The sequence below is a fragment of the Streptomyces gamaensis genome (assembly GCF_042656465.1).
In the GTDB taxonomy this organism is placed as follows: Bacteria; Actinomycetota; Actinomycetes; order Streptomycetales; family Streptomycetaceae; genus Streptomyces; species Streptomyces gamaensis.
On sequence record NZ_JBHSPB010000004.1, the window covers coordinates 358,578 to 384,628 of the forward strand.

Below are 26,051 nucleotides of genomic sequence, written 5' to 3' on the forward strand. Positions count from 1 at the left end.
TGCTGCCCGCGTTCGCCGGATCCCGCCGGGCCCTGTGGATCACGGCCCGCTTGTGGACAACCGGGTCACTCACCCCGGGCCCTCACACCCCACTCGCCCCTCACACCCCACCCGCCGCGATCACATACTGCGCCCGCACCTCCCGGTACCGCAGGAGTTCCGCCGCCACCGGCTCCAGGACGCGGGCGCGGCCACAGCCCGCGGCCGCCCCCCGCAGCCGGCGTTCCGTCTCCAGGCCGTACCGGCGCGCCGGCCCCCGGGCCACCGCCCGGCAGCACAGGGCGAGCAGCGGGCCGCCCAGCCCGCCCGCCGCCAGCAGCAGTCCGGGGATCCACCACTGACCGCCGCAGACCCCGCCGGCCACACCCAACAGCCATGCCGCTCCCACGAGTTGCAGGACCGTCAGCACGCTCTGCGCCACCGCGGCCACCGCCCACCACCGCGGCCACACCGGCCGCGCCCCGCCGCTGCCGCCCGGGTTCCCGCTCCGGGCGCCCGTACGGCCCGAGGCCGCGTGCCGCCCGCCGCCGCGGCGCCGCCCCGGGCCCGCGTGCCCTCCGGCGGCGGCACGGCTCGCGCGGGCGGCCGCCAGGGCCGCGCCGCCCGCCGCGTCCAGCGCCTCCGCGAGCCCTTCCGCACCGCGCCGCGCCGCTCCCCTGACGGCCCGCGCCCACGGGTCGGGGAGCCCGGCCGAGGCCTCGTACGCCAGCGTCCGTACGGCCTGCTCCACCAGCGGGCGGGAGGCCGTACGCACCGCCGGGGCGCCCGCGTCCGGCGCCGTCCCGGAACCTGCCGGGGAGTCCTGCGGACGGGCCGCCCGCCGCCGCGCGTACCAGCGCCGGGCCAGCGTCCACGACGTCCCGCAGGCGCGCTCCGCCTCCCGCAGCCAGGCCCGCTCGGCCGCCAGCCCGGCGGCCCGGACGCCCACCGCCTCCGCGAGCCGGTCCTCGAAGTCCTGCCGCGCGATCTCGGTCAGCTCCGGCCGCCCCTCCCCCACGTACGCGGGCCGCAGCCGTTCGGCGACCCCGTCGACGTCGGCCGCGAGCCGCCGCTCAGCGGTGTCCCGCCGGGAGGTGAACCGCACCAGCAGCTCCCGCAGTTCGCCCAGGCCCTCCCCGGTGAGCGCGGAGACCGCGAGCACCTCGGCCCCCGGCTCGCCGTGCTCGCCGAGGGCGAGCCCGTCCTCGTCGAGCAGCCGCCGCAGGTCGTCCAGGACCTGGTCGGCGGCGTCGCGCGAGAGCCGGTCCACCTGGTTGAGCACGACGAAGGTGACCTCCGCGTATCCGGCCAGCGGCCGCAGATAGCGCTCGTGCAGCACGGCGTCCGCGTACTTCTCCGGGTCCACGACCCAGATCACCGCGTCCACCAGCCCCAGCATCCGGTCCACCTGCTCCCGGTGCCCGGCGGCCGCCGAGTCGTGGTCGGGCAGGTCGATGAGCACGAGTCCGGCGAGCCCCGGGTCGTACGGGCGCACCGGCTGCCGGCGGGAGCGGGGCGGGATGCCGAGCCGCTCCAGCAGCCCGTCCGCGCCGTCCGCGCGCTCGGTCCACGAGCAGGAGACCGGGGCGGTGGTGGTCGGCCGGCGCACCCCGGCCTCGGAGAGCTGGGTGCGGGCGAGGGCGTTGAACAGGGTCGACTTGCCGCTGCCCGTGGCCCCGGCGAGGGCCACGACCGTCAGGTCGAGCGAGTGCCGCTGCCGCGCCTGGGCCTCCTCCAGCACCCGGCCGGCCTCGGCGAGCGTGCGCCGGTTCAGCCGGGCCCGCGAGAGCCCCACGAGCTCGCGCAGCGCGTCCAGCCGGGGCCGCAGCACGGCGCCCACGGGCGAGGCACCGGCGCGGGCGGAGGGCGCGGCCGTGCCCTGGGGGCGCGGGGGCGGAGCCGTACGCGGTGCTGTCGCGTCCTGCGCACCGTCCTCGTCCGCCGGGCGCGCGCGGCGCGCGATCAGCCCGTCGTCCCAGAACGGGTGCGCGTGCTCGGGCGTCCGCCGTCCTGGCGCCACCCCTTCACCGCCGCCCCCGCAACCACCGGCGGCTGCCGCCGCCCTCGCCGCTTCGTCCTGGTTCGCCGGGCCGACGGGGTTCACCGGGTCATCTCTCCCTCTGCAGTACGGACAGCGCGGCAATGAGCTCGACCTGGTGGTCGGGGGTGATGTCGAGGGCCTCCAGGGCCGCGGTGCGGCGGTCCCGTTCCTCCTCCAGGACGCCTTCGAGGCAGTCGTCGAGCATCCGGCCGCCCCGGTCGCGCAGCCGCAGCGCGCCCTGTGCCCCGAGGGTCTCGGCCAGCGTCTCGCCGGCCGTACGGGCGCGCCGGCCGCCCAGCAGCGCGGCCGCGAGCAGGGCGGCCGTGCGTTCGGCGTCGAGGGCGGCACCGCGCTCGGCGGCCCGTACCTCCTCGTCCGCGAGCTCCTCCAGGCAGCGCCGCCAGCGCCGTACCGCGATCCCGACGCGCTCGGCGGTGCCGCCGTTCCCGCGCAGCGCGAGCACGCCCTCCGCGGCCGGTTCACCGGCGCAGTGCGCGGCGATCTCCTCGTCGGCCCCGGCCACGGCACAGCCCAGCAGCGCGCCCAGGGCGCCGGTGAGCGCGGTGAGCAGTTCGTCCGACGTGCTGTCGTGGGGGTGGCCGCGCCAGTGCGTCAGGGCGTCGGCGGCGAGCACCTCGCCGGCCGCGACCTCGCCGCGCACCCGCTCCGCCGCCCGCCCGTACGCCTCCTCCACGGCTGCCGACAGCTTGACGGACGCGGCGTGCTGGACCGCCGAGGCCCCGGCGAGCCCGGGCAGCCGCGAGCCCAGCGAGGCCAGGATCCCGCCCACGGTGCGGGCGGTGGCCACGGCGCGGGCGGCCGGGTCCTGGGCCTGCTGGTCGAGCCAGGACCGCAGGCCCGCGACGGCCGTGGCGGGCAGCAGGCCGCTGCCGCCGCCCGCGGACTCGGGCAGTTCGGGGATGGTGAAGCGGGGCACGTCGCCGAGGCCGGCGGCGGTGAGCAGGGCCGCGTAGTGCCGGGAGATCTCGGCCGCGACCTGGTGGGGCACCCGGTCCAGGACGGTGACGAGGGTGACGTCGTACTCCTTGGCCGTGCGCAGCAGGTGCCAGGGCACCGCGTCCGCGTACCGGGTCGCGGTGGTGACCAGCACCCAGATGTCGGCGGCGCAGATCAGCTCGGCCGCGAGCTCGCGGTTGCGGCAGACCAGGGAGTCGATGTCGGGGGCGTCGAGCAGGGCCAGGCCGCGCGGCAGGGCGTGGTCGGTCTCGACGCGCAGCGCCGGCGGCTCGCCGTCCCCCTCGTCCGGCTCGGCGCCCTCCGGCTGCTCCGGCAGCGCGGCCCGGTCCGCTGCCGCCGTCGCCGCCTGGGCGCCGCCGGGGGAAGCGTGGCTTCCGGGTGCGCTCTGGGCGCCGTGTGCCGAGTGGGCCGGATCCACGGCGGCGTCCTGCGCCGGTACCCAGATCCGGCGGAACGCGGGCAGCACGCGCTGTCCCGCGAACCAGTGATGATCGTCAGGATGGCAGACCAGCACTGGCGTACGGGTCGTCGGCCGTAGGACCCCCGCCTCGGTGACCCGCCGTCCCACCAGGGAGTTGACGAGGGTGGACTTGCCGGCCCCGGTGGAACCGCCGACCACGGCGAGCAACGGCGCTTCGGGGGCGCACAGGCGGGGCACCACGTAGTCATCGAGTTGCGCCAGGAGTTCGGCGCGGTTCCGGCGGGCGCGGGCGGCGCCGGGAAGGGGGAGCGGGAAGCGTGCGGCGTCGACACGGTCACGCAGTGCGGACAGTGCGTCGAGCAGTCTGGGCCGTACGTCCAAGGTCACCACATGTGCAGAATGCCCAATTCTGCGGTGTTTTTGAAGTGTTTGGCACTTGGCGCGCGAGGCGTGGCGCGTGGGGTCCAGGCATAACGAGTACACAACACCCGACGTCTGGGGCGTCAAAAACCGTGCAAGATTCGCACCCGCCTGCGATTATCAGGACCGCTTCACCAAACCTCCACAGGGTGGGCCGGAGGTGAAGCAACCGGGACGAGGCAAGCGGAGCCCTATCCTTGTCCCCGGCAAGGTCACGGCACCCCGCGGGGCGTCAGCCGTCCGCGACCGCCACCCATTCCGGCCCCCGTAGCTCAGTGGATAGAGCAGGCGCCTTCTAAGCGCTTGGCCGCAGGTTCGAGTCCTGCCGGGGGCGCTCCGGTTCGTCCCGTACGCCTCTCCCTTTCGGGAGGGGCGTTTTCTCGTTCGTGGCGTCGTCGTCGCTTCGTCGTGGCCCGTCGTGGTCGCGTCGCGGCCGTTTTCGCCCTGGTGGGGAGGTTAGCGGGGAGCACGTCGCGGCGGCGTAAGGTCCGGCTCGCCCCGAGGTCCGCGCCACAACGGCTGTGGCGCCCCCGACAGCTGGTCGGGGGCGCCACACGGGGCGGTCGCGGGCCGCCCTTCATGAGCCCGGGCCGGGGGCCGCGCGCAGGGCGGCCACCAGTGGATGGCCTACGGCCTACCAGCCGTGACCGTGGCCGCCGTGGCCACCTCCGCTGTTCACGCAGGTGTTGCCCGATGCCGCGTTCAGCAGGCCGATGATGTCGATGCTGTTGCCACACAGGTTGATCGGGAGGTGGATCGGGATCTGGATGACGTCGCCGGAGACGATGCCGGGGGAGCCGGCGGCGACGCCCTTGGCCTCCGAGTCGGCGACAGCGCTGCCGGTGAGGCCCGCGATCGCGGCGCCCACGGCGGCGGTCACTACGGCGGTTCTGGCGATACGAGACATGCGGTGACACCTTTGCTTCGTGGAACAGAGGGCACCCGGCCGGGGGCGGCCGGGGTGTGGAACAACGCCCGGTGTTCGCAAAGGTTTCGTCCGTGAAGCGGACGGGTGACCGACCTTACGGGTGACCGGCGGGGCGGCGGGCCGCCGGGGGCGGTCCCCCGGCGGCCCGGCCGCACCGCCCCCGGCGCCGCTCAGCCGTGCTCCGCCGCCATGCGGGCCGCGAACGCCGTCAGTTCCTCGCACCAGCCCGTGGCCAGGGCCGTGGTCGCGGCGGTCCGCGAGGCCCGGTCGACGAGTTCGCGGATGAGGCGCTCGGCGATGCCTCTCTCCTCGCGCTCCAGGAGGATCTCCCGCAGCAGTTCCGCGTCCCAGTCGTACTCGGGGCCGCCGTCGAGGAAGCCGCGCAGCCGCCACGCGGCGTGCAGATGGCGGGCGTAGGCGTCGTAGGCGGCGTCGAGGTCGGGGCGGTCGGCGAGGGCGGCGCCCAGCCGCAGCGGGTGGCGCAGCGCGTACCAGCCCGCCGTGCAGCCCCGGTCGCATCCCGATATGCACCGCCCCGGCCACGGGTCGTCGAGGTACTCGGCGGTCATCGCCTCGTGCGCGTAGGTGCCGACGGTGCGCTCCAGGCGCAGTTCGTGCCAGATGTGCCAGGCGGGCGCGGGCAGGCGGGCGGTGAGCCGGTCGGCGAGGGCCAGGGCGAGGTCGCCGGCGAGGGTGGCGGTGGATTCCCCGAACCGCCGTGCCTCGCCCGCCCAGCCGTTGCGCTCGTGCTCGGCGGCCCGGCTGACGTGCAGGGTGGGGATGCCCCGGCGCAGGGCGGCGTTGTCGCGGACGTCGCTGCGGATGAGGGTGCAGGTGTCGAGGAGTTCGAGGGCGGCCGCGGCGTCCACGGGCTCGGGGGCCTCGGGGTCGCCGCCCGCCGCGAGATAGCCGGTGAGGACGATGACCGGGCGGACGCGGTCGACGCCGACGGCGACGAGCTCGGCGAGGGACTCGATGAGGCCGGCGCCCCGGGTGTCGGCGGTGCGCCAGCGGCGGTGCTCGTCGTTGAGGAGTCCGCGCAGCCGCTCCTCGACCCGGTCGAGCATCCCGGCGCGCTGGATCTGGGGTGCCACCTCCTGGGGCGCCGCGGCGCGCGGCAGCCGGCCTTGCGTCGTCATCGTGTGCCTCCCTGGATCGGCTCCCTGGATCGGCTTCGGCCGCCGGCCGACCCTGCCGGGCGGGTGCTCCGCTGCCGTAGCGGAGGGTGACCGGCCAGAAGGCTGCCCACGGGAGCGCGCGGGAAGCGATGGTTTCCTGCCATACCGGAATGCGGGGTCCCCCCGAGCTCCCGGTACGCTCCGCGCGCGCCCCCGCGCGGGGCCGGGGCGGGCGGCGCGCGGACATGATCGGTCCGGGGCGGTGCCGGTCGCCGGGGAGGCGGGCCCGGCCGGGCGGCGGGAACGGGGACGCCCGGAGCGGTCCGGTGGTCCGGGGCGGGATTTTTTGGCTCATATTCGGCTCTTGTGCCGCCGGGCCGGGCCGGCCCGGAGGGAACGGGCGCGAAAGAGCGGAGCCCGGGCCGCCGGGGTAGCCTGTAAGCCGTTCGCGGCCCGGTGCGCCGCGCACCCGGCGGTGGGGCCCGCCGGAGAAGAACCGCGGCACAGCCGCCGCCAACGGTCCCTCCTCGCGCGTACCACCGCACCCTCCTTGTGGGTGCCCTGCGAACAGGAGGCGGCATGGGCCGGGCCGACACGGTCACCGACAGCCCCCACGTCCACACCCCGCAGCGCCGCGGCTTCGCGGCCCGCGGCCAGTTGCCCGTTGTCTGCGTGGTCTCGCTCGGCGGCGGGCTGGGCGCCGCGGCCCGCTACGGGGCGGGCCTGCTGTGGCCGACCGCGGACGGCGCGTTCCCCTGGACCACGTTCTTCGTCAACGCGGTCGGCTGCGCGCTGATCGGGGTGCTGCTGGCGGCCATCGACGCGCTGGGCGCGCACCGGCTGCTGCGGCCCTTCCTGGGGACGGGCGTGCTGGGCGGTTTCACCACGTTCTCCACCTACGCGGTGGACATCCAGCGGCTCGCCGGCGAGGGCCGGACCGCCCTCGCGTTCGCGTATCTGGCGGGCACCCTGGTCACCGCGCTCGTGGCGGTGTGGGCGGCGGCGGGTGCAACCCGGCTGCTGCTGGAGCGGAGGGCGGCACGATGACGTTGCGGACGAACGCGCTGCGGCTGACGGTTCTCGTCAACGAGGACGACACCTGGCACCACCGGCCGCTGTACACGGAGATCGTGCACCGGGCGCACGCCGCCGGGCTCGCGGGCGCGTCGGTCTTCCGCGGCATCGAGGGTTTCGGGGCCTCCTCGCGCGTGCACACCGCGCGGCTGCTGTCGCTGTCCGAGGACCTTCCGGTGGCGGTCGTCATCGTCGACTCCCCCGCGCGCGTGCGCGAGTTCGTGCCGCGGCTGCGGGAACTGACCGGCGTGGGACTGGTGTTCCTCGACGAGGTCGAGGTCGTGCACGGCGAGGGCGAGGCAGGCGCGTGAACTGGCTGCTCGTCGTCGCGGGTGCCATGGCCGGTGCCCCGCTGCGCTATCTGACCGACCGGGCCGTGCAGTCCCGCCACGACTCCGTCTTCCCCTGGGGGACCCTCACGGTCAACGTGGCCGGCTGTCTGCTGCTGGGGCTCCTGACCGGGGCCGCCCCCCACCGGCTCCAGCTCCTGCTCGGTACGGGCCTGTGCGGCGCCCTGACCACGTACTCCACGTTCTCCTACGAGACGGTGCGCCTGGCCCGCGACGGTGCCCGCGGCTACGCGGCGGCGAACGCGGCCGTGAGTGTCGTGTGCGGTCTGGCGGCGGCGTGCGCGGGGGTGGCGCTGGCGGGGGTGATGTGGAAGTGACGCTCATCCCCTCTCCGCCGCCAGGTGCTCCAGCAGCACCCCGCGCAGTTCGCGTGCCGCGCCCGGCGGGGCGACGTCCTTGCGGTGGGCGACGGCGATCGTACGGCGCATGCGGGTGCCCTCGAAGGGTGTGACGCGCAGCCCGGAGCGGGCGGCGACCATGCCGGGGACGACGGCCAGGCCCAGCCCCGCGCGCACGAAGCCGAGGACCGCGTCCATCTCGCCGCCCTCGACGGTGTAGGCGGGCTCGAAGCCGGCGGCGCGGCAGGCGGCGGCCGTCATCTCCCGCAGGTCGTAGCCGCGCCGGAACATCACCATGGGCAGGCCCTGCAGTTCCTCCACCCGGATCCGGGCGCGGCGGGTGGGCGGGGGCGCGGCGGGCGAGGTGACGACGACGAGGTCCTCGCGGAGCACTTCGGTGGTGGCGAGCGCGGGGGCGCCGACGGCGAGCGGGGTGATGATCAGGGCGAGGTCGAGGCCGCCGCCGGCGAGGGTGCGCACCAGGTCCTGGGAGCCGCCCTCGTCGACGACGAGCTCGATGCCCGGGTAGCGGGCGTGGTAGGTGCGCAGCACGTCGGGCACGAGGCTCGCGCACAGGCTCGGCGGGGCGCCGAGCCGCACCCGGCCGCGCCGCAGCCGGGCGACCTCCTGCACCTCGCGGCGCGCGGTCTCGGCGTCGGCGAGGATCTGCCGGGCGAGCGGCAGCAGTGCCTCGCCGGCGTCGGTGAGGGTGATGTTGCCGCGGGCGCGGTGGAACAGCTCGGCGCCCAGCTCGCGTTCGAGGGCGCGGATCTGCTGCGAGAGCGAGGGCTGGGCGACGTGCAACGCCTCGGCGGCGTGGGTGAAGTGACGGACTTCCGCGACCGTCACGAAGTAGCGGAGCTGCTGAAGTTGCACTCTGCCAGCATAAATAGGCGTTCCCTATGGAAACGAGCCCCAGCATGTCTTGGACGCATCGACCCGGCCCGACCTAGCGTCGGCTGTCATGGCACTGGCGACCCGGACGGAGCGTTCTCCGTCGTTCATCGGCTCCGTGTGGCGCTCGACCGTCGGCAAGAAGGCGGTCATGGCGATCACCGGCGCGACCATGCTGGCGTATCTGGTCGCCCACATGCTGGGCAACCTCAAGATCTTCTTCGGCGCCGGCGACTTCAACGGCTACGCGCACTGGCTGCGCACCATCGGTGAACCCGCCCTGCACTACGAGTGGTTCCTGTGGCTGGTCCGCGCGGGCCTGGTGGTGTCCGTCGTCCTGCACGGGGTGGCCGCGTTCCAGCTGAGCCGGCGCGATCTGGCCGCGCGTCCGCAGAAGTACGCGCGCACCCGGGCCCGGGCGAGCTACGCGACGCGCACGATGCGCTGGGGCGGGGTGATCCTGGCGCTGTTCATCGTCTGGCACATCCTCGACCTGACGACGCTGACGGTGAACCCCAACGCGCAGCAGGGCCGCCCGTACGAGAACCTCGTGGCCTCCTTCGACCGCTGGTACGTCGACGTCGTCTACATCGTCGCGATGCTCGCGCTCGGTCTGCACATCCGGCACGGCTTCTGGAGCGCCGCGCAGACGCTGGGCGCGAACAGCCCGCGCCGCGACCGGGTGCTCAAGGCTTCCGCCAACGGGCTCGCGCTGTTGCTGACTTGCGGTTTCGTCGTCGTGCCCGTGGCCGTGATGAGTGGATTGGTGAGCTGAGAGATGACCGAGGCAGCACAGGCAGCGGATTCCGGGCTGTCCGACTACACCGCCTACGCGACCGGTGAGCCGGTCGCCGACACCAAGGCCCCGGACGGGCCGATCGCCGAGCGCTGGGACCGCCGCCGCTTCTCCGCGAAGCTGGTCAACCCGGCCAACCGCCGCAAGCAGACGGTCATCGTGGTCGGCACCGGTCTCGCGGGCGGTTCGGCGGGCGCGACGCTGGCCGAACAGGGCTACCACGTCGTGCAGTTCTGCTACCAGGACTCGCCGCGCCGCGCGCACTCGATCGCCGCGCAGGGCGGCATCAACGCGGCGAAGAACTACCGCAACGACGGCGACTCGATCCACCGGCTGTTCTACGACACCGTCAAGGGCGGTGACTTCCGGGCCCGCGAGTCCAACGTGCACCGCCTCGCCCAGGTGTCGGTGGAGATCATCGACCAGTGCGTGGCGCAGGGCGTGCCGTTCGCCCGCGAGTACGGCGGGCTGCTGGACACCCGCTCGTTCGGCGGCGTGCAGGTCTCGCGGACCTTCTACGCGCGCGGGCAGACGGGCCAGCAGCTGCTGCTGGGCGCCTACCAGGCGCTGACCCGGCAGATCGCGGCGGGCAATGTGGAGATGCACCCGCGCACCGAGATGCTCGACCTGATCGTCGTCGACGGCCGGGCCCGCGGCATCGTCGCCCGCGATCTGGTCACCGGGCGGATCGACACCTACTTCGCGGACGCGGTCGTGCTCGCCTCCGGCGGCTACGGCAATGTCTTCTACCTGTCGACGAACGCCAAGAACTCCAACGCGACGGCGATCTGGCGGGCGCACCGGCGGGGCGCGTACTTCGCGAACCCCTGCTTCACGCAGATCCACCCGACCTGCATCCCGCGCTCCGGCGACCATCAGTCGAAGCTGACGCTGATGAGCGAGTCGCTGCGCAACGACGGCCGTATCTGGGTGCCGAAGGCCAAGGGCGACACCCGCCCGCCGGGGCAGATCCCCGAGGAGGAGCGGGACTACTACCTGGAGCGGATCTACCCCTCGTTCGGCAACCTGGTGCCGCGTGACATCGCCTCCCGTGCCGCGAAGAACGTCTGCGACGAGGGGCGGGGTGTCGGTCCCGGCGGACAGGGCGTCTACCTCGACTTCGCGGACGCCATCCGGCGGATGGGCAAGGAGAAGGTCGCGGAGAAGTACGGCAACCTCTTCGAGATGTACGAGCGGATCACCGCGGAGAACCCGTACGAGGTGCCGATGCGCATCTACCCGGCGATCCACTACACGATGGGCGGTCTGTGGGTGGACTACGACCTTCAGACGAGCGTCCCGGGCCTGTTCGCGATCGGTGAGGCCAACTTCTCCGACCACGGTGCCAACCGGCTCGGCGCGTCCGCGCTCATGCAGGGGCTGGCCGACGGCTACTTCGTGCTGCCGTCCACCATCAACGACTATCTGGCCCGCCATCCGCACGAGCCGGTCGCCGAGGACCACCCGGCGGTCACCGAGGCCGTCACGGCCGTCTCCGAGCGTCTGGAGCGGCTGCTCGCCAACGACGGCGACCGCACCCCCGACTCCTTCCACCGCGAGCTCGGCGAACTGCTGTGGGACGAGTGCGGGATGGCGCGTACGGAGGCCGGGCTGCGCAAGGCCCTGGACCGCATTCCCGCCCTGCGGGAGGAGTTCTGGCGGCGGATCAAGGTGCCGGGCAGCGGCGAGGAGCTCAACCAGTCGCTGGAGAAGGCGAACCGCATCGTGGACTACCTCGAACTGGCCGAGCTGATGTGCCTGGACGCGCTGCACCGCCGCGAGTCGTGCGGCGGCCACTTCCGCGAGGAGAGCCAGACGCCGGAGGGCGAGGCGGCGCGCCAGGACGACGAGTTCTCCTACGCGGCCGCCTGGGAGTTCACGGGGACGGGCACGGCGCCCGTCCTGCACAAGGAAGAGCTGACGTTCGAGTACGTCCACCCGACGCAGCGGAGTTACGCGTGAGCGGCCTCCCTCCGCGCGCGACAGGACCCGGACGACACGGACACCACGACACGAGGTACCCCTCATGAAGCTCACCCTGCGCATCTGGCGCCAGTCCGGGCCGGACGCCGCCGGTGCCATGACCCGCTACGAGGTCGACGGCATCTCCCCCGACATGTCCTTCCTGGAGATGCTCGACACCCTCAACGAGCAGCTGATCCTCGCCGGCGAGGAGCCCGTCGCCTTCGACCACGACTGCCGCGAGGGCATCTGCGGGGCCTGCGGCATGGTCATCAACGGGCAGGCGCACGGCCCCGAGCGCACCACCACCTGCCAGCTGCACATGCGGCACTTCGCCGACGGCGACACCATCGACGTCGAGCCCTGGCGGGCGGCCGCCTTCCCCGTCGTGAAGGACCTGGTCGTCGACCGTTCCGCCTTCGACCGTGTCATCGGCTCGGGCGGCTATGTGTCCGTCTCCACCGGCTCGGCCCCCGAGGCCCACGCGACGCCCGTCGCCAAGCCGGTCGCGGACCTCGCCTTCGAGCACGCGGAGTGCATCGGCTGCGGCGCCTGCGTGGCCGCCTGCCCCAACGGCTCGGCGATGCTGTTCACTTCGGCGAAGGTTGTGCACCTGAACGTTCTGCCCCAGGGAGCACCCGAGCGGGAGTCCCGGGTGCTGGACATGGTGAACGCGATGGACGAGCAGGGCTTCGGCGGCTGCACCAACACCGGCGAGTGCGCGACGGCCTGCCCGAAGGGGATTCCGCTGCAGTCGATCGCGCGGATGAACCGGGAGTTCCTGCGGGCGAGCGTGAAGGCGGGACGGGGCAAGTAGGACCGCTGCGCGCCGGGCCCGCCCGCGGATACGGGCGGGCCCGGCGCGCGGGGTTCACCGCGCCCCGAACACCTGCGTCCAGCGCGGCCCGCCCGGGGCCTGGTTGACGCCCACGCCGATCTCGTCGAACGCGCAGTTGCGGATGTTGCGGCGGTGGCCGTCGCTGTGCATCCAGCTGTCCATGACCGAGGCAGGGGTCTGCTGGCCGTAGGCGATGTTCTCGCCGTAGGTGCTCCAGCGGTAGCCGGCGGCGGTGATGCGGTCGCCGGGGCCCTTGCCGTCGGGGTTGGTGTGGTCGAAGAAGTTGCGGGCCGCCATGTCGTCGGAGTGGCGCTGCGCGGCCTGCGTCAGCTGCGCGTTGAGGCGGACGGAACCGCAACCGGCCTTGGCGCGCTCGGCGTTGACCAGGTTCGTCACCTGCTGGGCGAGGGGGCCGCCGCCCGGGTCGGCCGGGGGCTGGGGGGCGCTGCGCCGCGGGCGGGGACCGGCGGTGACGCTCCGGTCCGTTTCACCGGACGGCTGTTTCGGGGAGTCCGTCTCCGGCGCCCGGGAGGCGGACTCCGACGCCGACGGACTGCGCGTCGCGGAAGGGCTGTTGCTCGGTGAGGCCGGCTCGGAGGCCGGGGCGGATGCCGAGGCCGGGGCCGACGGGGAGGCCGAGGTGCTCGGCGGGAGCGCGGACGTCGACGCGTCCAGGGCCTTCATCTCGCCCTGCGCCGCCCCCGCTCGGGGTATTCGCCCGTTGTCCGGGGAGTCGGTGAAGAGGTACAGGCCGCCGAGCACGGCCGCGCCGGCGACCACCAGCGCGGCGGCTCCGGCAGCGGCCCGCTTCCGGGTGCGGGGCCGGCGGTGGCCGCTCGTGGCGCCCGTACGGTGCCTGCCGGCCGCGCCGGTTCCCGCGCCGTGGCCGCCCGTTCCTCCCGGCTGCCCCGCACTCTGCCCCGCGCTGTCGCGGTCCGCGCCGGCCGTGTGCCCTGCGGCCTGGGTGCGCAGTACCGCGCCGCTGCCCCACCAGCCCAGCAGGGCGCCCGCGACCGGCACGAGGCCGAGGCCGACGAGCAGGCCCTCGGCGGGCACGAGCGCGGACAGGGCGCCCGTGCAGCGGCCGCAGCCGCGTACGTGCCGGGCCGCGCGCTTGCGCCACAGCGGGGACGGGACGCCGTCCCAGGGGGCGACGGCGTCGGCGAGCCGGGGGCACAGCGGGTCGGCGGCGAGGGCGCGGACGACGCCGCGGGCCACGTCGAGCTGTGCCTTGACGCGCTGGACGCGGACCGCGGCGTGCTGCGGGGAGAGTTCCAGGGCGGCGGCCAGTTCGGCGCGGGTCAGCTCTCCGGCGGCCTCCAGCCACCACAGGGAGAGCGCGTCCTGCTCGTCCTCGTCGAGCCAGCGGGTGGCCTCGGCGACCTCCTTGCGCTGGCCCTCCAGGCCGAGCCGGAGGATGGTGAGGGAGACGAAGTCGCCCTCGGGGTCGGGTACTTCGCCGAGTTCCTGGAGGCCACTGACGGGGGTCTCGGGGCGTTCCGTCCGCCAGTGGCCGCGTATCTGGTTCATGGTGATGGCCACGAGCCAGGAGCGGAACCCGGCCGCGTCGCGCAGGGCGGGCAGTCCGTTGATGACCCGCAGCATGGTCTCCTGCACCACGTCGTCGGTGTCCGCGTGGCCCTTCAGGGCCCGGCCGACGATGTTGTAGACCAGCGGCAGGTACGCGGCGACGAGCTCGTCCTGCGCGGCGGTGTCCCCGGCCCGCGCCGCCTCGACCACGCTGACCATGCTCCCGGCGTTCCCGGCGTTCACGTCTCGCGCACCTCTTTCCGTTCGTCCTGACACATAGGAGATGCGCGGAGCGCGGTGCCATAACAAAAACCGGGGTTGCTTTCCGGCTACTTTTCACCGGCCGTTTCGGCCCGCCCCGCGGTGCCCTCGGGTCCGTCGAGGAACTCCCGCAGGAACCCCGGTGTCGTCTCCTCCACGAAGGCCGCCGCGTCCGCCGCCGCCATGTCGCGGATGCGGTAGCCGTCCTCCCCGGCGGCGACGGCGGCGGTCACGGTGACCACGCCGGCCCGGCGGGCGAAGACGGTGTCGGTGAAGGTCCACGCGAGGATCGCGGAGCGGTCCAGGGCCACGGTCTCGCGTCCGAACGTCCCCGAACGCACCAGGAGGCGGCGCCCGTTCAGCCCGTGGCCGAGCCCCCGGTAGGCGCTGCGGGCGAGCGCGTACGCGACGGGTGTGGCGAGCAGCAGCCAGGCGGCCGCGCAGTACAGCAGGACGGGCGTGAGGAGCGCTCCGAGGACGGCCAGGACGAGCGCCGCCGGCAGGACGCCCCAGCCGAGGGCGCGTACGATGCGGCGGCGCAGTGCGACGCGCGGGTGCGGGGTCAGCTCCCCCGCCTCCAGCGGCTCCCGCAGCACGCCCTCGCACACGCGCAGGGCCTCCGCGCGGGAAGCGGGCGGCAGGACGACGCTGCGTTTGCGGTTCTGGTCGCGGTTGCCCAGTCCGCCCGCCACGACCCGTACGGACGCGCCGCCGCCGGCCCGCAGCAGCAGCGGCTCGCACAGGACGACGCCGCGCAGCCGGGCGCGCTCGACCGACACGGAGCGGGCGGTCAGCAGGCCGTGGCGCACGCGCAGGGTGTCGGCGTCGGTCCATTCCAGGCGGTAGTTCCACCAGTTCTCGGCGTACAGGACGACCGCGCCGACGACGCCGAGCGCGACGAGCGCCAGCAGGGCGAGCGGGATCGTCAGCCACAGGGCGCTGCGGCCCAGTTCGTCGAAGGCCCGGCGGACGACGCCCAGCCGCCACGGCTGCACCCCGACTCCGTCGAGGACCCGCCAGACGGCGCCGCCCGCGACGAACACCCCGCCGATGGCCCGGAACGTCAGCGGCGCGTACCGCAGCCGGCGCCGGTCGGTGGTGGCGAGGACGGGTTCGTCCGTGGCGTGGGCCCCCGCGCGGGCGAGGAGTTCGGCGCGCAGGCGGTGGGCCTCGGGGCGGGAGAGCGCGGTCAGCCGCAGTTCGCTGCCGCTGGTCCGCGAGCCCGTGGTGCCGGCGCGCAGGACGACGATGCCGAGGAGGCGCTGCAGAGGGTTGGCGGTCAGGTCGACGTTGCGGACGCGGTGCAGCGGTACGGACCGCAGCCGCGCGGTGAACAGGCCCGTGCGGATCTCGAAGAAGTCGGCGGTCACGCGGTAGCGGGTGCGCCACCAGACGATCAGTTCGGCGGCCGTGATGCACGCGAAGACCGCGCCGATCACGGCGAGCCTGATCCACGTGCCGGAATCGAGGCGGCCGCCGGTGGCGAGGACGGCGAGGGCGGTGGTGCCGAGCGGCGCGCACAGCCACTTGCAGTGGGCGACCAGGGTGCGCGGGTCGAGGGAGCGCCACTCCCCGGCCTGCTGCGGCGCGTTGTCCGTGGGCCGCTGCGGACCGGTGGCCGCGTCGGCGGTCATGCGGCGTCCCCCGGTATCGCCTGGGCGGCCGTGCCGATGCGCTCGGCCAGGTGGGCGGCGTCCTCGTCGGACAGGCCCGCGATCCGCACGTTGCCCGCCGTGGAGGCGGTGGTGACGGTGACGGTGGCGAGTCCGAAGTACTGCTGGATCGGGCCGCGTTCGGTGTCGACGGTCTGCACGCGGGAGAGCGGGGCGACGCGGCGGCGCTGCCACAGCCAGCCGCCGGCCGCGTAGACGGCGGACTCGCCCAGCTCCCACGCGTGGACGCGGTAGCGCCAGCGGGGCATGAGCAGTTGGTAGCCGAGCGCGGGCAGCACGAGGACGACGGCCACCAGGGGGCCGTACCAGGGCAGCGCGCCCGGGAAGAGCGCGACGGACAGCACGAGCAGTCCGGCGGCAATGAGCAGCAGCGGCCCGCTGACGGTCACCAGGGCCTGCACGCGCCACCAGCGCAGGGCGCGCGGGTCGACGCGGTTGCGCGGTGGCCGCAGCCGCAGTTGTGCCGTGTGCGGTCGCCGCGACCGGCGCTGTCCGTGTTCCGCCATGCCCGCCCCCATGTACGCGTGTGGACCTCAAGTGTGCTTCTCGTCTGCCCCCGTCAAGCTATAGCAATACGATTGACTTGCAAAAGTGGGGCCGGGCACACCGGGTGCGGCGGAGCGACAGGCGGAGGCGGGAACACATGCCCAAGAGGGTGGACCACGAGGAGCGCCGCCGGCGGGTCGCCGAGGCCCTGTGGCGGATCGCGAGCACACGCGGCCTGGAGAGCGCGAGCCTGCGCGATGTCGCGGCCGAAGCGGGCATGTCGCTCGGGCAGTTGCAGCATTACTTCACGGGCAAGGACGAGTTGCTGGTCTTCGCCCTGGGCCACATCAACGAGCTCGCCACACAGCGGGTGCGCGAGCGGATCCTGGCGCTGCACACGGGTCCCGGCGAGCCGCCGCCCCGGGACGTCCTGCGCGAGACGGCCAAGGTGATGCTGCCGCTGGACGACGAGAGCCGCAGCGGAATCCTCGTACAGGTCGCCTACTTCGCGCGGGCCGTCGTCGACGAGCGGATGCTCGCGCACGCGCAGGAAGGGCTGCCGCTGCTGCTGGACTTCTTCTCCGGCCAGATCCGCCGGGCCGTCGAGCGCGGCGAGGTCGCCGCCCACCGTGACCCGCGCACCGAGGCGATGCTGCTGATGGCGCTCACCGACGGGCTGGCCAACCACGCGCTGATGGGCGGGTGGTCGGCCGAGGAGGCGCTGCGGCTGATCGATGTGCACCTGGAGCGACTGTTCACGGTGTGATGGACCATCAACGCGCTGAATATTTCAGGCCGTGAACCATCAAGCTCGCCAACCATCAAGCCCGCCGACCGTCGAACTACGGTCTGCGCGCCGCCCTGTTGCGGCCGCCCGGGCCCGGGGACAGAGCCACCGCCAGTTCGTCCAGGGCGTCCGTCAGCAGTTCCGTGCCGCGTACGTCCACGCTGTCGTCGCCTTCGCGCTCGCGCCAGGCGTCCAGGGCGGCGCGGGGTCCGGACCAGTCCAGGGCGCGCCGTTCGCGTACGGCCCGTACGGCGTCCGGCAGCGCGGCTTCGAGGGCGGCGGCGAACTCGGCGGCCCCCTTGGAGGGTTGGGCTGCGGCATCCGGCACGTGGGCCTCCAGGAGCATGGTGGCGCGGCCCATCGTGGCGAGGGCGGCGTCGGCGCCGCGCTCGGCGGTGCGGGAGAGGCCGCGGTGCCGGACCGGTTCGTGCAGGGCGCGGTCGGAGGCGTCCTCCCAGGCGGAGCGGACGGCCCGCTGGTCCAGCAGCGCCTCGCGCACGCGGCGCGGCCTGCGGTCGGCGGGCCGCGCGAACACGGCGAGCACGGCGAGGGCGTAACGGCCGTTGGCGTCCAGCCAGTCGGCGAGCCGGTCGCGCAGCTGGGGTGTCTCCCAGGCGGGGAAGAGCGCGTACGAGGCCATCGCGAGGAGCCCGCCGAGCAGGGTGAGCGCCACGCGCTCGTAGACGGTCTGCGACCACCCTGCGCCGGCGATGCCGAGCAGGAAGACGACATAGGCGCCGATGCACGCCGAGGCCACGCTGTAGCCGGTGTTCGTCAGCAGGTACAGCAGCCCGACGCTCACCACGGCGAGCGCGGCGGACACCCACTCGCCGGGGTGCGCGAGCGCCATGAGGGCGCCCGCCACGGCGACGCCGACGACCGTCCCGGCCGCGCGGGCCACGCCCCGCGCGTAGGTCTGCGCGAAGTTCGGCCGCATGACCATGATCGCGCTCATGGGCGCCCAGTAGGTGTGTCCCAGCGGCAGGGCACGGCCGAGCGCGTAGCCGATGAGGACCACGACGGCCGAGCGCACCGCGTGCCGGCCGACGGCGGAGGACCAGCGTGCCTCGCGGCGCAGCGCGCGCAGGCCCACGGGGATCAGCCGGGGCACCGAGGGCCGCAGCAGGAACCGGGGCTCGGGCCCGTGCCCGCCTTCCGTGCGCACGGGTTCGTCGGCGGCCTCGACGACGTCGCCGAGCAGGGCCATCAGCCGCAGGGCGGAGCGGCGGGCGGCGCCGTGCAGCACCGGTCCGCCCTCGGGCACCTGGAGCACGGCGACGGCGTCGGCGGGCAGCCGTACGGGCCGGCCCCGGCGGATGGCGCGGGCGACGGCGTCGAGGACGGCCGCGGCGGCGGCCAGCAGGTCGCGGACGCGCTCGCGTTCGGGCCCTTCGGCGGGCGCGCCCACGTCGGGGTCGGCGAGCGAGGCGAGGACGGGGCGCAGCCGTTCGGCGACGCCGCGGGGGCCGCCGAGCTGGCGGGGGCGGCTGCGGGCCTGCCGCGGGGTGAGCGCGGCGGCCTCGCGGGCGTCCATCAGCGGGTGCGGGTCGAAGAGGGCGACGGGGTCGTGGCGCAGCCTGCGCGCGTAGTCGGCCTCGGCGGCGAGCGCGTCGGCCAGGGCGTCGCGCTGCCGGCCCCAGGGGCGGATGGGGACGAGCACGATGAGCGCGGCCTGCGCGAGTCCGCCGACGGCGATCAGCCCGGCGTGCACCAGGGCGCCCGGCACGGTGGTGGGCAGGGTGACCGTGACCAGCATGACGGCGATGGTCTGCGTGGCGACCAGACCGGAGACCGGCCCGAGGGCCCAGGCCATGCCGGCCAGCAGGGTCCACACGGTCAGCAGCGCGCCGAAGACGACGTGGTCGGCGGCGGCCAGGTAGCCGAGGAAGGTGCTGACGCCCAGGCCGACGGCGACCCCGAGGGCGAGCACGGGGCGGGGCCGCCAGCTGCGCTGGAAGGTCACGAGCCCGGCGGCGAACGCGCCGAACGCGGAGGAGACCGCGAGGGTCGGGCTGCCGAGCCACAGGATCAGCCCGACGACGAGCGCCACCCCGCACGCGGCGCGCAGCGCGAGCAGTGGCTCCAGCCTGGTCCGCTCGACCGTCAGCCCCGCGCGCACCGTCTTCCTCAGGGCGCTCGACCAGGTCATGTCCTTGAGCTTACGAGCACCGGCGGGGCGGAACGGAGGTTGATCACCCGCGTTGTCGCAGCTCATACGTCTCTTGCGTCACACAGGCCCCGCCGCCGGGGTCCGGGGCGGGGCCTGTGACGGCGGGGCCGGCCGGGTCAGCGGTGGCTGGGGAAGCCCAGGTCCACGCCCCGGTCCTCGGGGTCGGGCCAGCGGGTGGTGATCACCTTGCCGCGGGTGTAGAAGTGCACGCCGTCGTTGCCGTAGACGTGGTGGTCGCCGAAGAGGGAGTCCTTCCAGCCGCCGAAGGAGTGGTAGCCGACGGGAACGGGGATGGGCACGTTGACGCCCACCATGCCCGCCTGTACCTCCAGCTGGAAGCGGCGGGCCGCGCCGCCGTCCCGCGTGAAGATCGCGGTGCCGTTGCCCCACGGCGAGGAGTTGATCAGCTCGACGGCCTCCTCGTAGCTGTCGGCGCGCAGCACGCACAGCACCGGGCCGAAGATCTCGTCACGGTAGGCGTCGGCGTCGGCGGACACCTTGTCCAGCAGCGACAGCCCGAGCCAGTGGCCGTCCTCGTGGCCGGCGACGGTGAAACCGGTGCCGTCGAGGACGACTTCGGCGCCCTGCGCGGCCGCGCCGTGCACGTAGGAGGCGACCTTGTCCCGGTGCGCGCGGGTGATCAGCGGGCCCATCTCGGAGGCCGGGTCGTCACCCGGACCGATCTTGATCTTCTCGGCGCGCTCGCGGATCTTCGCGACCAGCTCGTCACCGATGCCGCCGACCGCCACGACCGCCGAGACCGCCATGCACCGCTCGCCGGCCGAACCGTAGGCCGCCGAGACCGCCGCGTCGGCGGCCGCGTCCAGGTCGGCGTCGGGCAGCACGAGCATGTGGTTCTTGGCACCGCCCAGCGCCTGCACCCGCTTGCCGTTGGCGGACGCGGTCGTGTGGATGTACCGGGCGATGGGGGTGGAGCCGACGAACGAGACGGCCGCGACGTCCGGGTGCTCCAGCAGCCGGTCCACAGCCACCTTGTCGCCGTTGACGACGTTGAGGACACCCTCCGGGAGCCCTGCGCGCCGGGCGAGTTCGGCCAGCAGGATCGCGGGCGAGGGGTCCTTCTCGCTCGGCTTGAGGACAAACGTGTTGCCGCAGGCGATCGCGAGCGGGAACATCCACATCGGCACCATGGCCGGGAAGTTGAACGGCGTGATGCCCGCGACGACACCCAGCGGCTGCCGGATCGCGGCGACGTCGACCCGGCTGGAGACCTCGGTGGACAGCTCGCCCTTGAGCTTCTCCGGGATCCCGCAGGCGAGTTCGACGATCTCCAGGCCGCGCGCCACCTCGCCCAGCGCGTCGGCGTGCACCTTGCCGTGCTCGGCGGTGATCAGCCGCGCCAGCTCCTCACGGTGCGCGTCCAGCAGCGCCCGGTAGGCGAAGAGCACCGCGGTGCGCTTGGCCAGTGAGGACGTACTCCACGTTCCGTAGGCCGCCTTGGCGGCGGCGACGGCCGCGTCCACCTCCTCGACGGAGGCGAAGGCGACCCGGGTGGTCCGCGCCCCGGTCGCCGGGTCGGTCACCGGCCCGTAGGTGCCGGAGGTGCCCTCGACGGACTTGCCGTCGATCCAGTGGTTGACGGTCTTCATCTCCTGCTGCCCCTCTTTCCCGAGGTCACTGTCCACGGTACGGCGGCCGAGGTCCGCGCCGCGCCCCATCCCAGCACGCCGTGTGCCCGGGACGCCCCCGGCACTGTGTCGGCTCTTTCGCCCTGCGGATGGACATCCCCGCGCGACACGGTGGTACGCGCGCTTGTTACACGGTCACTTCCCCGTCACAGGCGTCACGTTCGTGCGGCCTGTGTGTCACAGCCGTCCGACAACGGCCCCTCACCGGTCACCGCGCGTCGTGCAGCGGGAACAGGCTGTGTGATCACCAGCGGCCGCGCCCGGCTCCCCCTGACGGATGTCGTCCGTCGCCGTGGCGCAGCAGAGAGGCGCGAGTGATGACCGACCGTCGACTCTGGTCCTACAGAGAGATCGCCGCACACATCGGTGTGCAGACCGATACCGTGCGCTCCTACCGCAAACACGGGCTGCTGCCCCCGCCCGACCTCAACGAGGCCGGCAAGCCCTACTGGTTCGCCGACACCATCCGCGACTGGGTCGCGCGCCGCCCCGGCAACCGTGCCCGGCGCGTCCCCCGGCGCTGACCGCGCCGTCCCTCCTCCCCCGCCACAAGGACCCCGCCGCGGGGCCCCGGCCGGACGACCTCCGGACCGGGGCCCCGCGCCGTTTCCGGAGGTGCCGGACCCGGCCGGCCCGCCCGCACGGAAATACCCCCAGGGGGTAAGGTGTTGGCACGGTCGTACGGCCGTACGGGCACGCCGACCGGCGTGTCACCCGACGTCCCGCGAGGAGAGACAGCATGAGCTCCCAGGCCACCACCGCCGGCGCCACCACCGTCTACCAGGTCACCGGCATGACCTGCGGCCACTGCGAGGCCGCGATCGCCGAGGAGGTCTCGGCGATCCCGGGTGTCACTTCCGTCAAGGCCGTCGCCTCGACCGGCCGGGTCACCGTGGTCGCGACCGCGCCGCTCGACGACGAGGCCGTGCGCGCCGCCGTGGACGAGGCGGGCTACGAACTCGTCGGCCGCGTCTGAACGTCCCGACGCCCCCGATCCCTGCCGCGCCGCCCCGGGCCCGAAGCCCGCGGCGGCGCCGCGTCCGTCCGGAGACCTAGATCACAACAGGGGCTGCGCAACCTTTGCGGGGGCCAATGGTCTAACCGGGCAGTGCTGGATCGTCTTGGGGGACGGTACCGGCCACGCGTGGCCGGGGCACGTACCCGGGGAGCTTTGAGCGGCCCTCCCGTACGTACGCGTCCCGGCAGATCGCGCCGGCTCCGCGCACCGGGTGCCGCACAGGCTCCCGGCCGGATCCCGTGGGGGGAATCCGTACCGGGATGCGAAGGCGCCCCGCTCCGACCCGTGGGGGGATCGGATTCGGGGCGCCTTCTTTCGTACCGCGTCTTCTTCCGTACTCGTGTCGCCTTCCGTACCCGCGTCGCCTTCCGTACCGAGGCACGGCAGTGCCCCGCCTCCCCTGTCTGCGACGGGGAGGCGGGGCACTGTGCTTGCCGGGGCGGGTCAGCCGCGGTCGGCGGGCAGGTCGCGCAGATCGATACCGGTGTAGATCTGGCGCGGGCGGCCGATGCGGGAGCCCGGGTCCTTGATCATCTCGTGCCACTGGGCGATCCAGCCGGGAAGCCGGCCGATCGCGAAGAGCACGGTGAACATCTCGGTCGGGAAGCCCATGGCCCGGTAGATCAGGCCGGTGTAGAAGTCGACGTTCGGGTAGAGGTTGCGCGAGACGAAGTAGTCGTCGGAGAGCGCGTGTTCCTCCAGCTTCAGCGCGATGTCCAGCAGCTCGTCGGACTTGCCGAGCGCGGAGAGGACGTCGTGCGCCGCCGCCTTGATGATCTTCGCCCGGGGGTCGAAGCTCTTGTAGACGCGGTGGCCGAAGCCCATCAGGCGGACGCCGTCCTCCTTGTTCTTCACCTTGCGGATGAAGGAGTCGACGTCGCTGCCGCTGTCCTTGATGCCCTCCAGCATCTCCAGCACCGCCTGGTTGGCGCCGCCGTGCAGCGGGCCCCACAGGGCGCTGATGCCCGCGGAGATGGAGGCGAACATGTTCGCCTGCGAGGAACCGACCAGGCGCACGGTCGAGGTGGAGCAGTTCTGCTCGTGGTCGGCGTGCAGGATCAGCAGCTTGTCCAGGGCGCTGACCACCACCGGGTCGAGCTCGTAGTCGGCGGCCGGCACCGCGAAGGTCATGCGCAGGAAGTTCTCGACGTAGCCGAGGTCGTTGCGCGGGTAGACCACCGGCTGGCCGACGGACTTCTTGTAGGCGTAGGCCGCGATCGTCGGCAGCTTGGCGAGCAGCCGGATCGTGGACAGGTGGCGCTGCTGGTCGTCGAACGGGTTGTGGCTGTCCTGGTAGAACGTCGACAGCGCGCTGACCACGGACGACAGCATGGCCATCGGGTGGGCGTCGCGCGGGAAGCCGTCGTAGAAGCGCTTGACGTCCTCGTGCAGCAGCGTGTGCTGGGTGATCTCGCCCTTGAAGGCGGCCAGCTCCTCGGCCGTCGGCAGCTCGCCGTTGATGAGCAGGAAGGCCACTTCCAGGAACGTGCTGCGCTCGGCGAGCTGCTCGATCGGGTAGCCCCGGTAGCGCAGGATGCCCCGCTCACCGTCGAGATAGGTGATCGCGGATTTGTAGGCGGCGGTGTTGCCGTAGCCGGAGTCCAGGGTCACCAGACCGGTCTGGGCACGGAGCTTGCCGATGTCGAAGCCCTTGTCGCCGACACTGCTGTCGACCACCGGGTAGCTGTACTCGCCGTCCCCGTACCGCAGTACTACAGAGTTCTCGCTCACGTCATCCCTCACCGACGTTGTGCCTCTTCTTCGAGGTGCCCTGACTACCCCTACCTTCCCCCATTTGGACGATGACCGTGCACTCGGGGTCGGCCATAGGGCCTAAAGACGGCACTGAGTGCCGCCAGCCTGGCCATACTGCCCCCTTCGCCCGAGTTGGTAAACCGTTGAGAGACGAACGCCACCTCGGACCTTTCCGGCCTTCCGGGAGCTATCGGGCGAGCCGGTGGTCCAGGGCCGTGTGCCGGCGGCCCGCCGAGACCGTGCGGACGGCCTGGCCGAGCGCCCTGCGGGAACCGACGAGGACCACGAGCTTCCTGGCGCGGGTGACGGCGGTGTACAGCAGGTTGCGCTGGAGCATGGTCCAGGCGCTCGTGGTGACCGGGATCACCACCGCCGGATACTCGCTGCCCTGCGACCGATGGATCGTCACCGCGTAGGCGTGGGCGAGCTCGTCGAGTTCGGTGAAGTCGTACGTCACGTCCTCGTCCTCGTCGGTGCGCACGGTCAGGGTCTGCTCGATGTCGTCGAGGCCGGTGACGATGCCGACGGTGCCATTGAAGACCCCGTTCGCACCCTTTTCGTAGTTGTTACGGATCTGGGTGACCTTGTCGCCGACGCGGAAGATCCGCCCGCCGAAGCGGCGTTCGGCGAGGCCGGGGCGGGCGGGTGTGATGGCCTGCTGGAGCAGGCCGTTGAGGGTTCCGGCGCCGGCGGGGCCGCGGTGCATGGGGGCGAGGACCTGGATGTCGCGGCGCGGGTCGAGCCCGAACCGGGCGGGGATGCGGCGGGCCGTGACATCCACGGTGAGCCGTCCGGCCTCCTCGGCGTCCTCCTCCGCGAAGAGGAAGAAGTCGGCGAGGCCGGACGTGACGGGCGGGACACCGGAGTTGATGCGGTGGGCGTTGGTGACCACGCCGGACTGCTGCGCCTGCCGGAAGATCGTGGTGAGCCGTACGGCCGGGACGGGGCTGCCGGGTGCGAGGAGGTCGCGCAGGACCTCTCCCGCGCCGACGGAGGGGAGTTGGTCGACGTCACCGACGAACAGCAGGTGCGCGCCCGGGGCGACGGCCTTGGCGAGCTTGTTGGCCAGCAGCAGGTCGAGCATGGACGCCTCGTCGACGACGACCAGGTCGGCGTCCAGGGGGCGGTCGCGGTCGTAGGCGGCGTCTCCGCCGGGCTTGAGCTCCAACAGGCGGTGCACGGTGGAGGCTTCGGCGCCGGTGAGCTCGGCGAGGCGTTTGGCGGCGCGCCCGGTGGGCGCGGCGAGCACGACCTTCGCCCCTTTGGCGCGGGCCAGTTCGACGACGGAGCGCACGGTGAAGGACTTGCCGCAGCCGGGGCCGCCGGTGAGCACGGCGACCTTCCGCGTCAGGGCCAGCTGGACGGCCTGGCGCTGCTCGGGGGCGAGTTCGGCCCCGGTGCGGCCGGCGAGCCAGGACAGCGCCTTGTCCCAGTCGACGCCCTGGAAGGCCGACAGGCGGTCCTCCTCGGCGCGCAGGAGTCTCGACAGCTGTCCGGCCAGGGAGAGTTCGGCCCGGTGGAAGGGGACGAGGTAGACGGCGGTGACGCTCTCTCCGCCGTCGGGGCCGGGCACGCTCTCGCGCACGACGCGGGCGCTGTCCTCGCCGTCGGCGGCGAGTCCGGCGAGGCAGTCGATGACGAGCCCCGTGTCGACCTGGAGGAGTTTGACGCCGTCCGCGATGAGCCGCTCCTCGGGCAGATAGCAGTGCCCCTGGTCGGCGGACTGCGACAGGGCGTACTCCAGACCGGCCTTGACGCGCTCGGGGCTGTCGTGGGGGATGCCGACGGACTGGGCGATGCGGTCGGCCGTCAGGAAGCCGATGCCCCACACGTCGGCGGCGAGCCGGTAGGGCTGGTTGCGCACGACGGAGATCGAGGCGTCGCCGTACTGCTTGTAGATGCGCACCGCGATGGAGGTGGACACGCCCACCCCCTGGAGGAAGACCATGACCTCCTTGATGGCCTTCTGCTCCTCCCAGGCGGCGCCGATCATCCTGGTCCGCTTCGGGCCGAGGCCGGGGACCTCGATGAGCCGTCCGGGCTCCTTCTCGATGACGTCGAGGGTGTCGGTGCCGAAGTGCTCGGTGATGCGGTCGGCGATGCGCGGGCCGATACCCTTGATCAGGCCGGAGCCGAGGTAGCGGCGGATGCCCTGGACCGTCGCGGGCAGCACGGTGGTGTAGTTCTCCACCGTGAACTGCCGTCCGTACTGCGGGTGGGAGCCCCAACGGCCCTCCAGACGCAGCGACTCGCCCGGCTGCGCGCCGAGCAGGGAGCCGACCACCGTCAGGAGGTCGCCGCTGCCGCGCCCGGTGTCGACACGGGCGACGGTGTAGCCGTTCTCCTCATTGGCGTAAGTGATGCGCTCCAGCACGCCTTCGACCACTGCCCACTGCATGGCCCGACAGTACCGCCGGGGTCGGACACCGGGGTCGGGCACATCGGTCGTGCACATCAGTCGGGCACATCGGAGGGGCACTGGGGCCGGACACATCGGAGGGGCCCGCGTCCGACTGCGGGCCCCTCCGGCTTCCCCCCTGTGACGGCTTCCCCGATCCCCCCGGATCCCTCCCCGGGAAGCCCGT

General features: G+C 73.6%; 21 protein-coding genes and 1 tRNA gene. 10 read left to right on the top strand and 12 right to left on the bottom strand.

From position 1 onward, the window contains the following. Positions 1 to 100 precede the first annotated feature (100 nt). Both ACFP1Z_RS08900 and ACFP1Z_RS08905 read right to left on the bottom strand, forming a co-directional pair. Positions 101 to 1,999: a GTPase gene (locus ACFP1Z_RS08900; protein ID WP_390315539.1), complete on the bottom strand. Its 1,899-nt coding sequence runs from the start codon at positions 1,997 to 1,999 to the stop codon at positions 101 to 103. A gap of 88 nt (positions 2,000 to 2,087) precedes the next feature. Further along, on the bottom strand, positions 2,088 to 3,800 hold the full coding sequence (locus ACFP1Z_RS08905) for a dynamin family protein (protein ID WP_390315541.1): 1,713 nt from the start codon (positions 3,798 to 3,800) through the stop codon (positions 2,088 to 2,090). A 300-nt stretch (positions 3,801 to 4,100) separates the two neighbouring features. Here ACFP1Z_RS08905 and ACFP1Z_RS08910 point away from each other — a divergent pair. Further along, positions 4,101 to 4,173 (top strand) — tRNA-Arg (locus tag ACFP1Z_RS08910). 300 nt (positions 4,174 to 4,473) lie between these two features. On the opposite strand, the gene ACFP1Z_RS08915 is transcribed toward ACFP1Z_RS08910, so the two are convergent. Further along, positions 4,474 to 4,746: a chaplin gene (locus tag ACFP1Z_RS08915; RefSeq protein WP_390315379.1), complete on the bottom strand. Its 273-nt coding sequence runs from the start codon at positions 4,744 to 4,746 to the stop codon at positions 4,474 to 4,476. A 191-nt stretch (positions 4,747 to 4,937) separates the two neighbouring features. Then, positions 4,938 to 5,906 carry a polyprenyl synthetase family protein gene (locus tag ACFP1Z_RS08920; protein WP_390315380.1) on the bottom strand — a complete coding sequence of 323 codons (969 nt, stop codon included), beginning with the start codon at positions 5,904 to 5,906 and terminating at the stop codon, positions 4,938 to 4,940. Between the two features lie 558 nt (positions 5,907 to 6,464). Between ACFP1Z_RS08920 and ACFP1Z_RS08925 the strand changes: the two genes are divergently transcribed. Genes ACFP1Z_RS08925 through crcB form a run of 3 tightly spaced genes read left to right on the top strand, consistent with a single transcriptional unit; the run spans position 6,465 to position 7,626 of the window. Continuing rightward, positions 6,465 to 6,932 (top strand): FluC/FEX family fluoride channel, encoded by a 468-nt coding sequence (locus tag ACFP1Z_RS08925; protein WP_390315382.1) that lies wholly within the window; start codon positions 6,465 to 6,467, stop codon positions 6,930 to 6,932. Then, entirely contained in the window at positions 6,929 to 7,270 is a 342-nt protein-coding gene (locus tag ACFP1Z_RS08930; protein ID WP_390315383.1) for a DUF190 domain-containing protein, read from the top strand. The genes ACFP1Z_RS08925 and ACFP1Z_RS08930 overlap by 4 nt, the downstream gene beginning before the upstream one ends. Then, positions 7,267 to 7,626 (top strand): fluoride efflux transporter CrcB, encoded by a 360-nt coding sequence (crcB, locus tag ACFP1Z_RS08935; RefSeq protein ID WP_390315384.1) that lies wholly within the window; start codon positions 7,267 to 7,269, stop codon positions 7,624 to 7,626. The genes ACFP1Z_RS08930 and crcB overlap by 4 nt, the downstream gene beginning before the upstream one ends. A gap of 3 nt (positions 7,627 to 7,629) precedes the next feature. On the opposite strand, the gene ACFP1Z_RS08940 is transcribed toward crcB, so the two are convergent. Further along, positions 7,630 to 8,523, bottom strand: a complete 894-nt coding sequence (locus ACFP1Z_RS08940; protein ID WP_390315385.1) for a LysR family transcriptional regulator — start codon at positions 8,521 to 8,523, stop codon at positions 7,630 to 7,632. A gap of 88 nt (positions 8,524 to 8,611) precedes the next feature. Between ACFP1Z_RS08940 and ACFP1Z_RS08945 the strand changes: the two genes are divergently transcribed. The 3 genes from ACFP1Z_RS08945 (at position 8,612) to ACFP1Z_RS08955 (ending at position 12,116) form a co-directional block, all read left to right on the top strand. Beyond that, positions 8,612 to 9,316, top strand: coding sequence for a succinate dehydrogenase cytochrome b subunit (locus tag ACFP1Z_RS08945; protein WP_390315387.1), 705 nt, complete (start codon positions 8,612 to 8,614; stop codon positions 9,314 to 9,316). A 36-nt stretch (positions 9,317 to 9,352) separates the two neighbouring features. Next, entirely contained in the window at positions 9,353 to 11,299 is a 1,947-nt protein-coding gene (locus ACFP1Z_RS08950; protein ID WP_390315542.1) for a fumarate reductase/succinate dehydrogenase flavoprotein subunit, read from the top strand. Between the two features lie 64 nt (positions 11,300 to 11,363). Then, positions 11,364 to 12,116, top strand: a complete 753-nt coding sequence (locus ACFP1Z_RS08955; protein WP_390315388.1) for a succinate dehydrogenase/fumarate reductase iron-sulfur subunit — start codon at positions 11,364 to 11,366, stop codon at positions 12,114 to 12,116. Between the two features lie 54 nt (positions 12,117 to 12,170). Here ACFP1Z_RS08955 and ACFP1Z_RS08960 read toward each other — a convergent pair whose 3' ends face one another. From ACFP1Z_RS08960 to ACFP1Z_RS08970, 3 genes are all read right to left on the bottom strand, one after another. Then, positions 12,171 to 13,886: a sigma-70 family RNA polymerase sigma factor gene (locus ACFP1Z_RS08960; protein WP_390315543.1), complete on the bottom strand. Its 1,716-nt coding sequence runs from the start codon at positions 13,884 to 13,886 to the stop codon at positions 12,171 to 12,173. A gap of 110 nt (positions 13,887 to 13,996) precedes the next feature. After that, the gene (locus ACFP1Z_RS08965; RefSeq protein WP_390315390.1) at positions 13,997 to 15,562 is read right to left on the bottom strand and encodes a PH domain-containing protein; all 1,566 of its coding nucleotides are present in this window, start codon (positions 15,560 to 15,562) and stop codon (positions 13,997 to 13,999) included. Then, the gene (locus tag ACFP1Z_RS08970) at positions 15,559 to 16,107 is read right to left on the bottom strand and encodes a PH domain-containing protein (protein ID WP_390315392.1); all 549 of its coding nucleotides are present in this window, start codon (positions 16,105 to 16,107) and stop codon (positions 15,559 to 15,561) included. The genes ACFP1Z_RS08965 and ACFP1Z_RS08970 overlap by 4 nt, the downstream gene beginning before the upstream one ends. Positions 16,108 to 16,244: 137 nt before the next feature. Here ACFP1Z_RS08970 and ACFP1Z_RS08975 point away from each other — a divergent pair, with 137 nt between their 5' ends. Next, positions 16,245 to 16,853, top strand: coding sequence for a TetR/AcrR family transcriptional regulator (locus ACFP1Z_RS08975; protein ID WP_390315393.1), 609 nt, complete (start codon positions 16,245 to 16,247; stop codon positions 16,851 to 16,853). 76 nt (positions 16,854 to 16,929) lie between these two features. Here the strand turns inward: ACFP1Z_RS08975 and ACFP1Z_RS08980 are convergent, their stop codons facing one another. Continuing rightward, entirely contained in the window at positions 16,930 to 19,023 is a 2,094-nt protein-coding gene (locus ACFP1Z_RS08980) for an FUSC family protein (protein WP_390315394.1), read from the bottom strand. Between the two features lie 137 nt (positions 19,024 to 19,160). Continuing rightward, the gene (locus ACFP1Z_RS08985) at positions 19,161 to 20,654 is read right to left on the bottom strand and encodes a CoA-acylating methylmalonate-semialdehyde dehydrogenase (RefSeq protein ID WP_390315545.1); all 1,494 of its coding nucleotides are present in this window, start codon (positions 20,652 to 20,654) and stop codon (positions 19,161 to 19,163) included. 356 nt (positions 20,655 to 21,010) lie between these two features. Between ACFP1Z_RS08985 and ACFP1Z_RS08990 the strand changes: the two genes are divergently transcribed. After that, positions 21,011 to 21,217, top strand: coding sequence for a helix-turn-helix transcriptional regulator (locus ACFP1Z_RS08990; RefSeq protein WP_390315396.1), 207 nt, complete (start codon positions 21,011 to 21,013; stop codon positions 21,215 to 21,217). A gap of 215 nt (positions 21,218 to 21,432) precedes the next feature. Continuing rightward, positions 21,433 to 21,669 carry a heavy-metal-associated domain-containing protein gene (locus ACFP1Z_RS08995; protein ID WP_390315397.1) on the top strand — a complete coding sequence of 79 codons (237 nt, stop codon included), beginning with the start codon at positions 21,433 to 21,435 and terminating at the stop codon, positions 21,667 to 21,669. Between the two features lie 486 nt (positions 21,670 to 22,155). Here the strand turns inward: ACFP1Z_RS08995 and ACFP1Z_RS09000 are convergent, their stop codons facing one another. Continuing rightward, on the bottom strand, positions 22,156 to 23,442 hold the full coding sequence (locus tag ACFP1Z_RS09000) for a citrate synthase (RefSeq protein WP_390315398.1): 1,287 nt from the start codon (positions 23,440 to 23,442) through the stop codon (positions 22,156 to 22,158). Between the two features lie 211 nt (positions 23,443 to 23,653). Continuing rightward, the gene (gene recD2, locus ACFP1Z_RS09005) at positions 23,654 to 25,864 is read right to left on the bottom strand and encodes an SF1B family DNA helicase RecD2 (RefSeq protein ID WP_390315399.1); all 2,211 of its coding nucleotides are present in this window, start codon (positions 25,862 to 25,864) and stop codon (positions 23,654 to 23,656) included. Between the last annotated feature and the right edge of the window lie 187 nt (positions 25,865 to 26,051).

Bases quoted from the DNA above. Each gene is read 5' to 3' on its own strand.
- ACFP1Z_RS08945 (WP_390315387.1), top strand. From the start codon at position 8,612: ATGGCACTGGCGACCCGGACGGAGCGTTCTCCGTCGTTCATCGGCTCC.
- ACFP1Z_RS08925 (WP_390315382.1), top strand. From the start codon at position 6,465: ATGGGCCGGGCCGACACGGTCACCGACAGCCCCCACGTCCACACCCCG.
- recD2 (WP_390315399.1), bottom strand. From the start codon at position 25,864: ATGCAGTGGGCAGTGGTCGAAGGCGTGCTGGAGCGCATCACTTACGCC.
- ACFP1Z_RS08990 (WP_390315396.1), top strand. From the start codon at position 21,011: ATGACCGACCGTCGACTCTGGTCCTACAGAGAGATCGCCGCACACATC.
- ACFP1Z_RS08960 (WP_390315543.1), bottom strand. From the start codon at position 13,886: ATGGTCAGCGTGGTCGAGGCGGCGCGGGCCGGGGACACCGCCGCGCAG.
- ACFP1Z_RS08920 (WP_390315380.1), bottom strand. From the start codon at position 5,906: ATGACGACGCAAGGCCGGCTGCCGCGCGCCGCGGCGCCCCAGGAGGTG.
- ACFP1Z_RS08965 (WP_390315390.1), bottom strand. From the start codon at position 15,562: ATGACCGCCGACGCGGCCACCGGTCCGCAGCGGCCCACGGACAACGCG.
- ACFP1Z_RS08970 (WP_390315392.1), bottom strand. From the start codon at position 16,107: ATGGCGGAACACGGACAGCGCCGGTCGCGGCGACCGCACACGGCACAA.
- ACFP1Z_RS08995 (WP_390315397.1), top strand. From the start codon at position 21,433: ATGAGCTCCCAGGCCACCACCGCCGGCGCCACCACCGTCTACCAGGTC.
- ACFP1Z_RS08985 (WP_390315545.1), bottom strand. From the start codon at position 20,654: ATGAAGACCGTCAACCACTGGATCGACGGCAAGTCCGTCGAGGGCACC.
- ACFP1Z_RS08975 (WP_390315393.1), top strand. From the start codon at position 16,245: ATGCCCAAGAGGGTGGACCACGAGGAGCGCCGCCGGCGGGTCGCCGAG.
- ACFP1Z_RS08930 (WP_390315383.1), top strand. From the start codon at position 6,929: ATGACGTTGCGGACGAACGCGCTGCGGCTGACGGTTCTCGTCAACGAG.
- ACFP1Z_RS08980 (WP_390315394.1), bottom strand. From the start codon at position 19,023: ATGACCTGGTCGAGCGCCCTGAGGAAGACGGTGCGCGCGGGGCTGACG.
- ACFP1Z_RS08955 (WP_390315388.1), top strand. From the start codon at position 11,364: ATGAAGCTCACCCTGCGCATCTGGCGCCAGTCCGGGCCGGACGCCGCC.
- ACFP1Z_RS08915 (WP_390315379.1), bottom strand. From the start codon at position 4,746: ATGTCTCGTATCGCCAGAACCGCCGTAGTGACCGCCGCCGTGGGCGCC.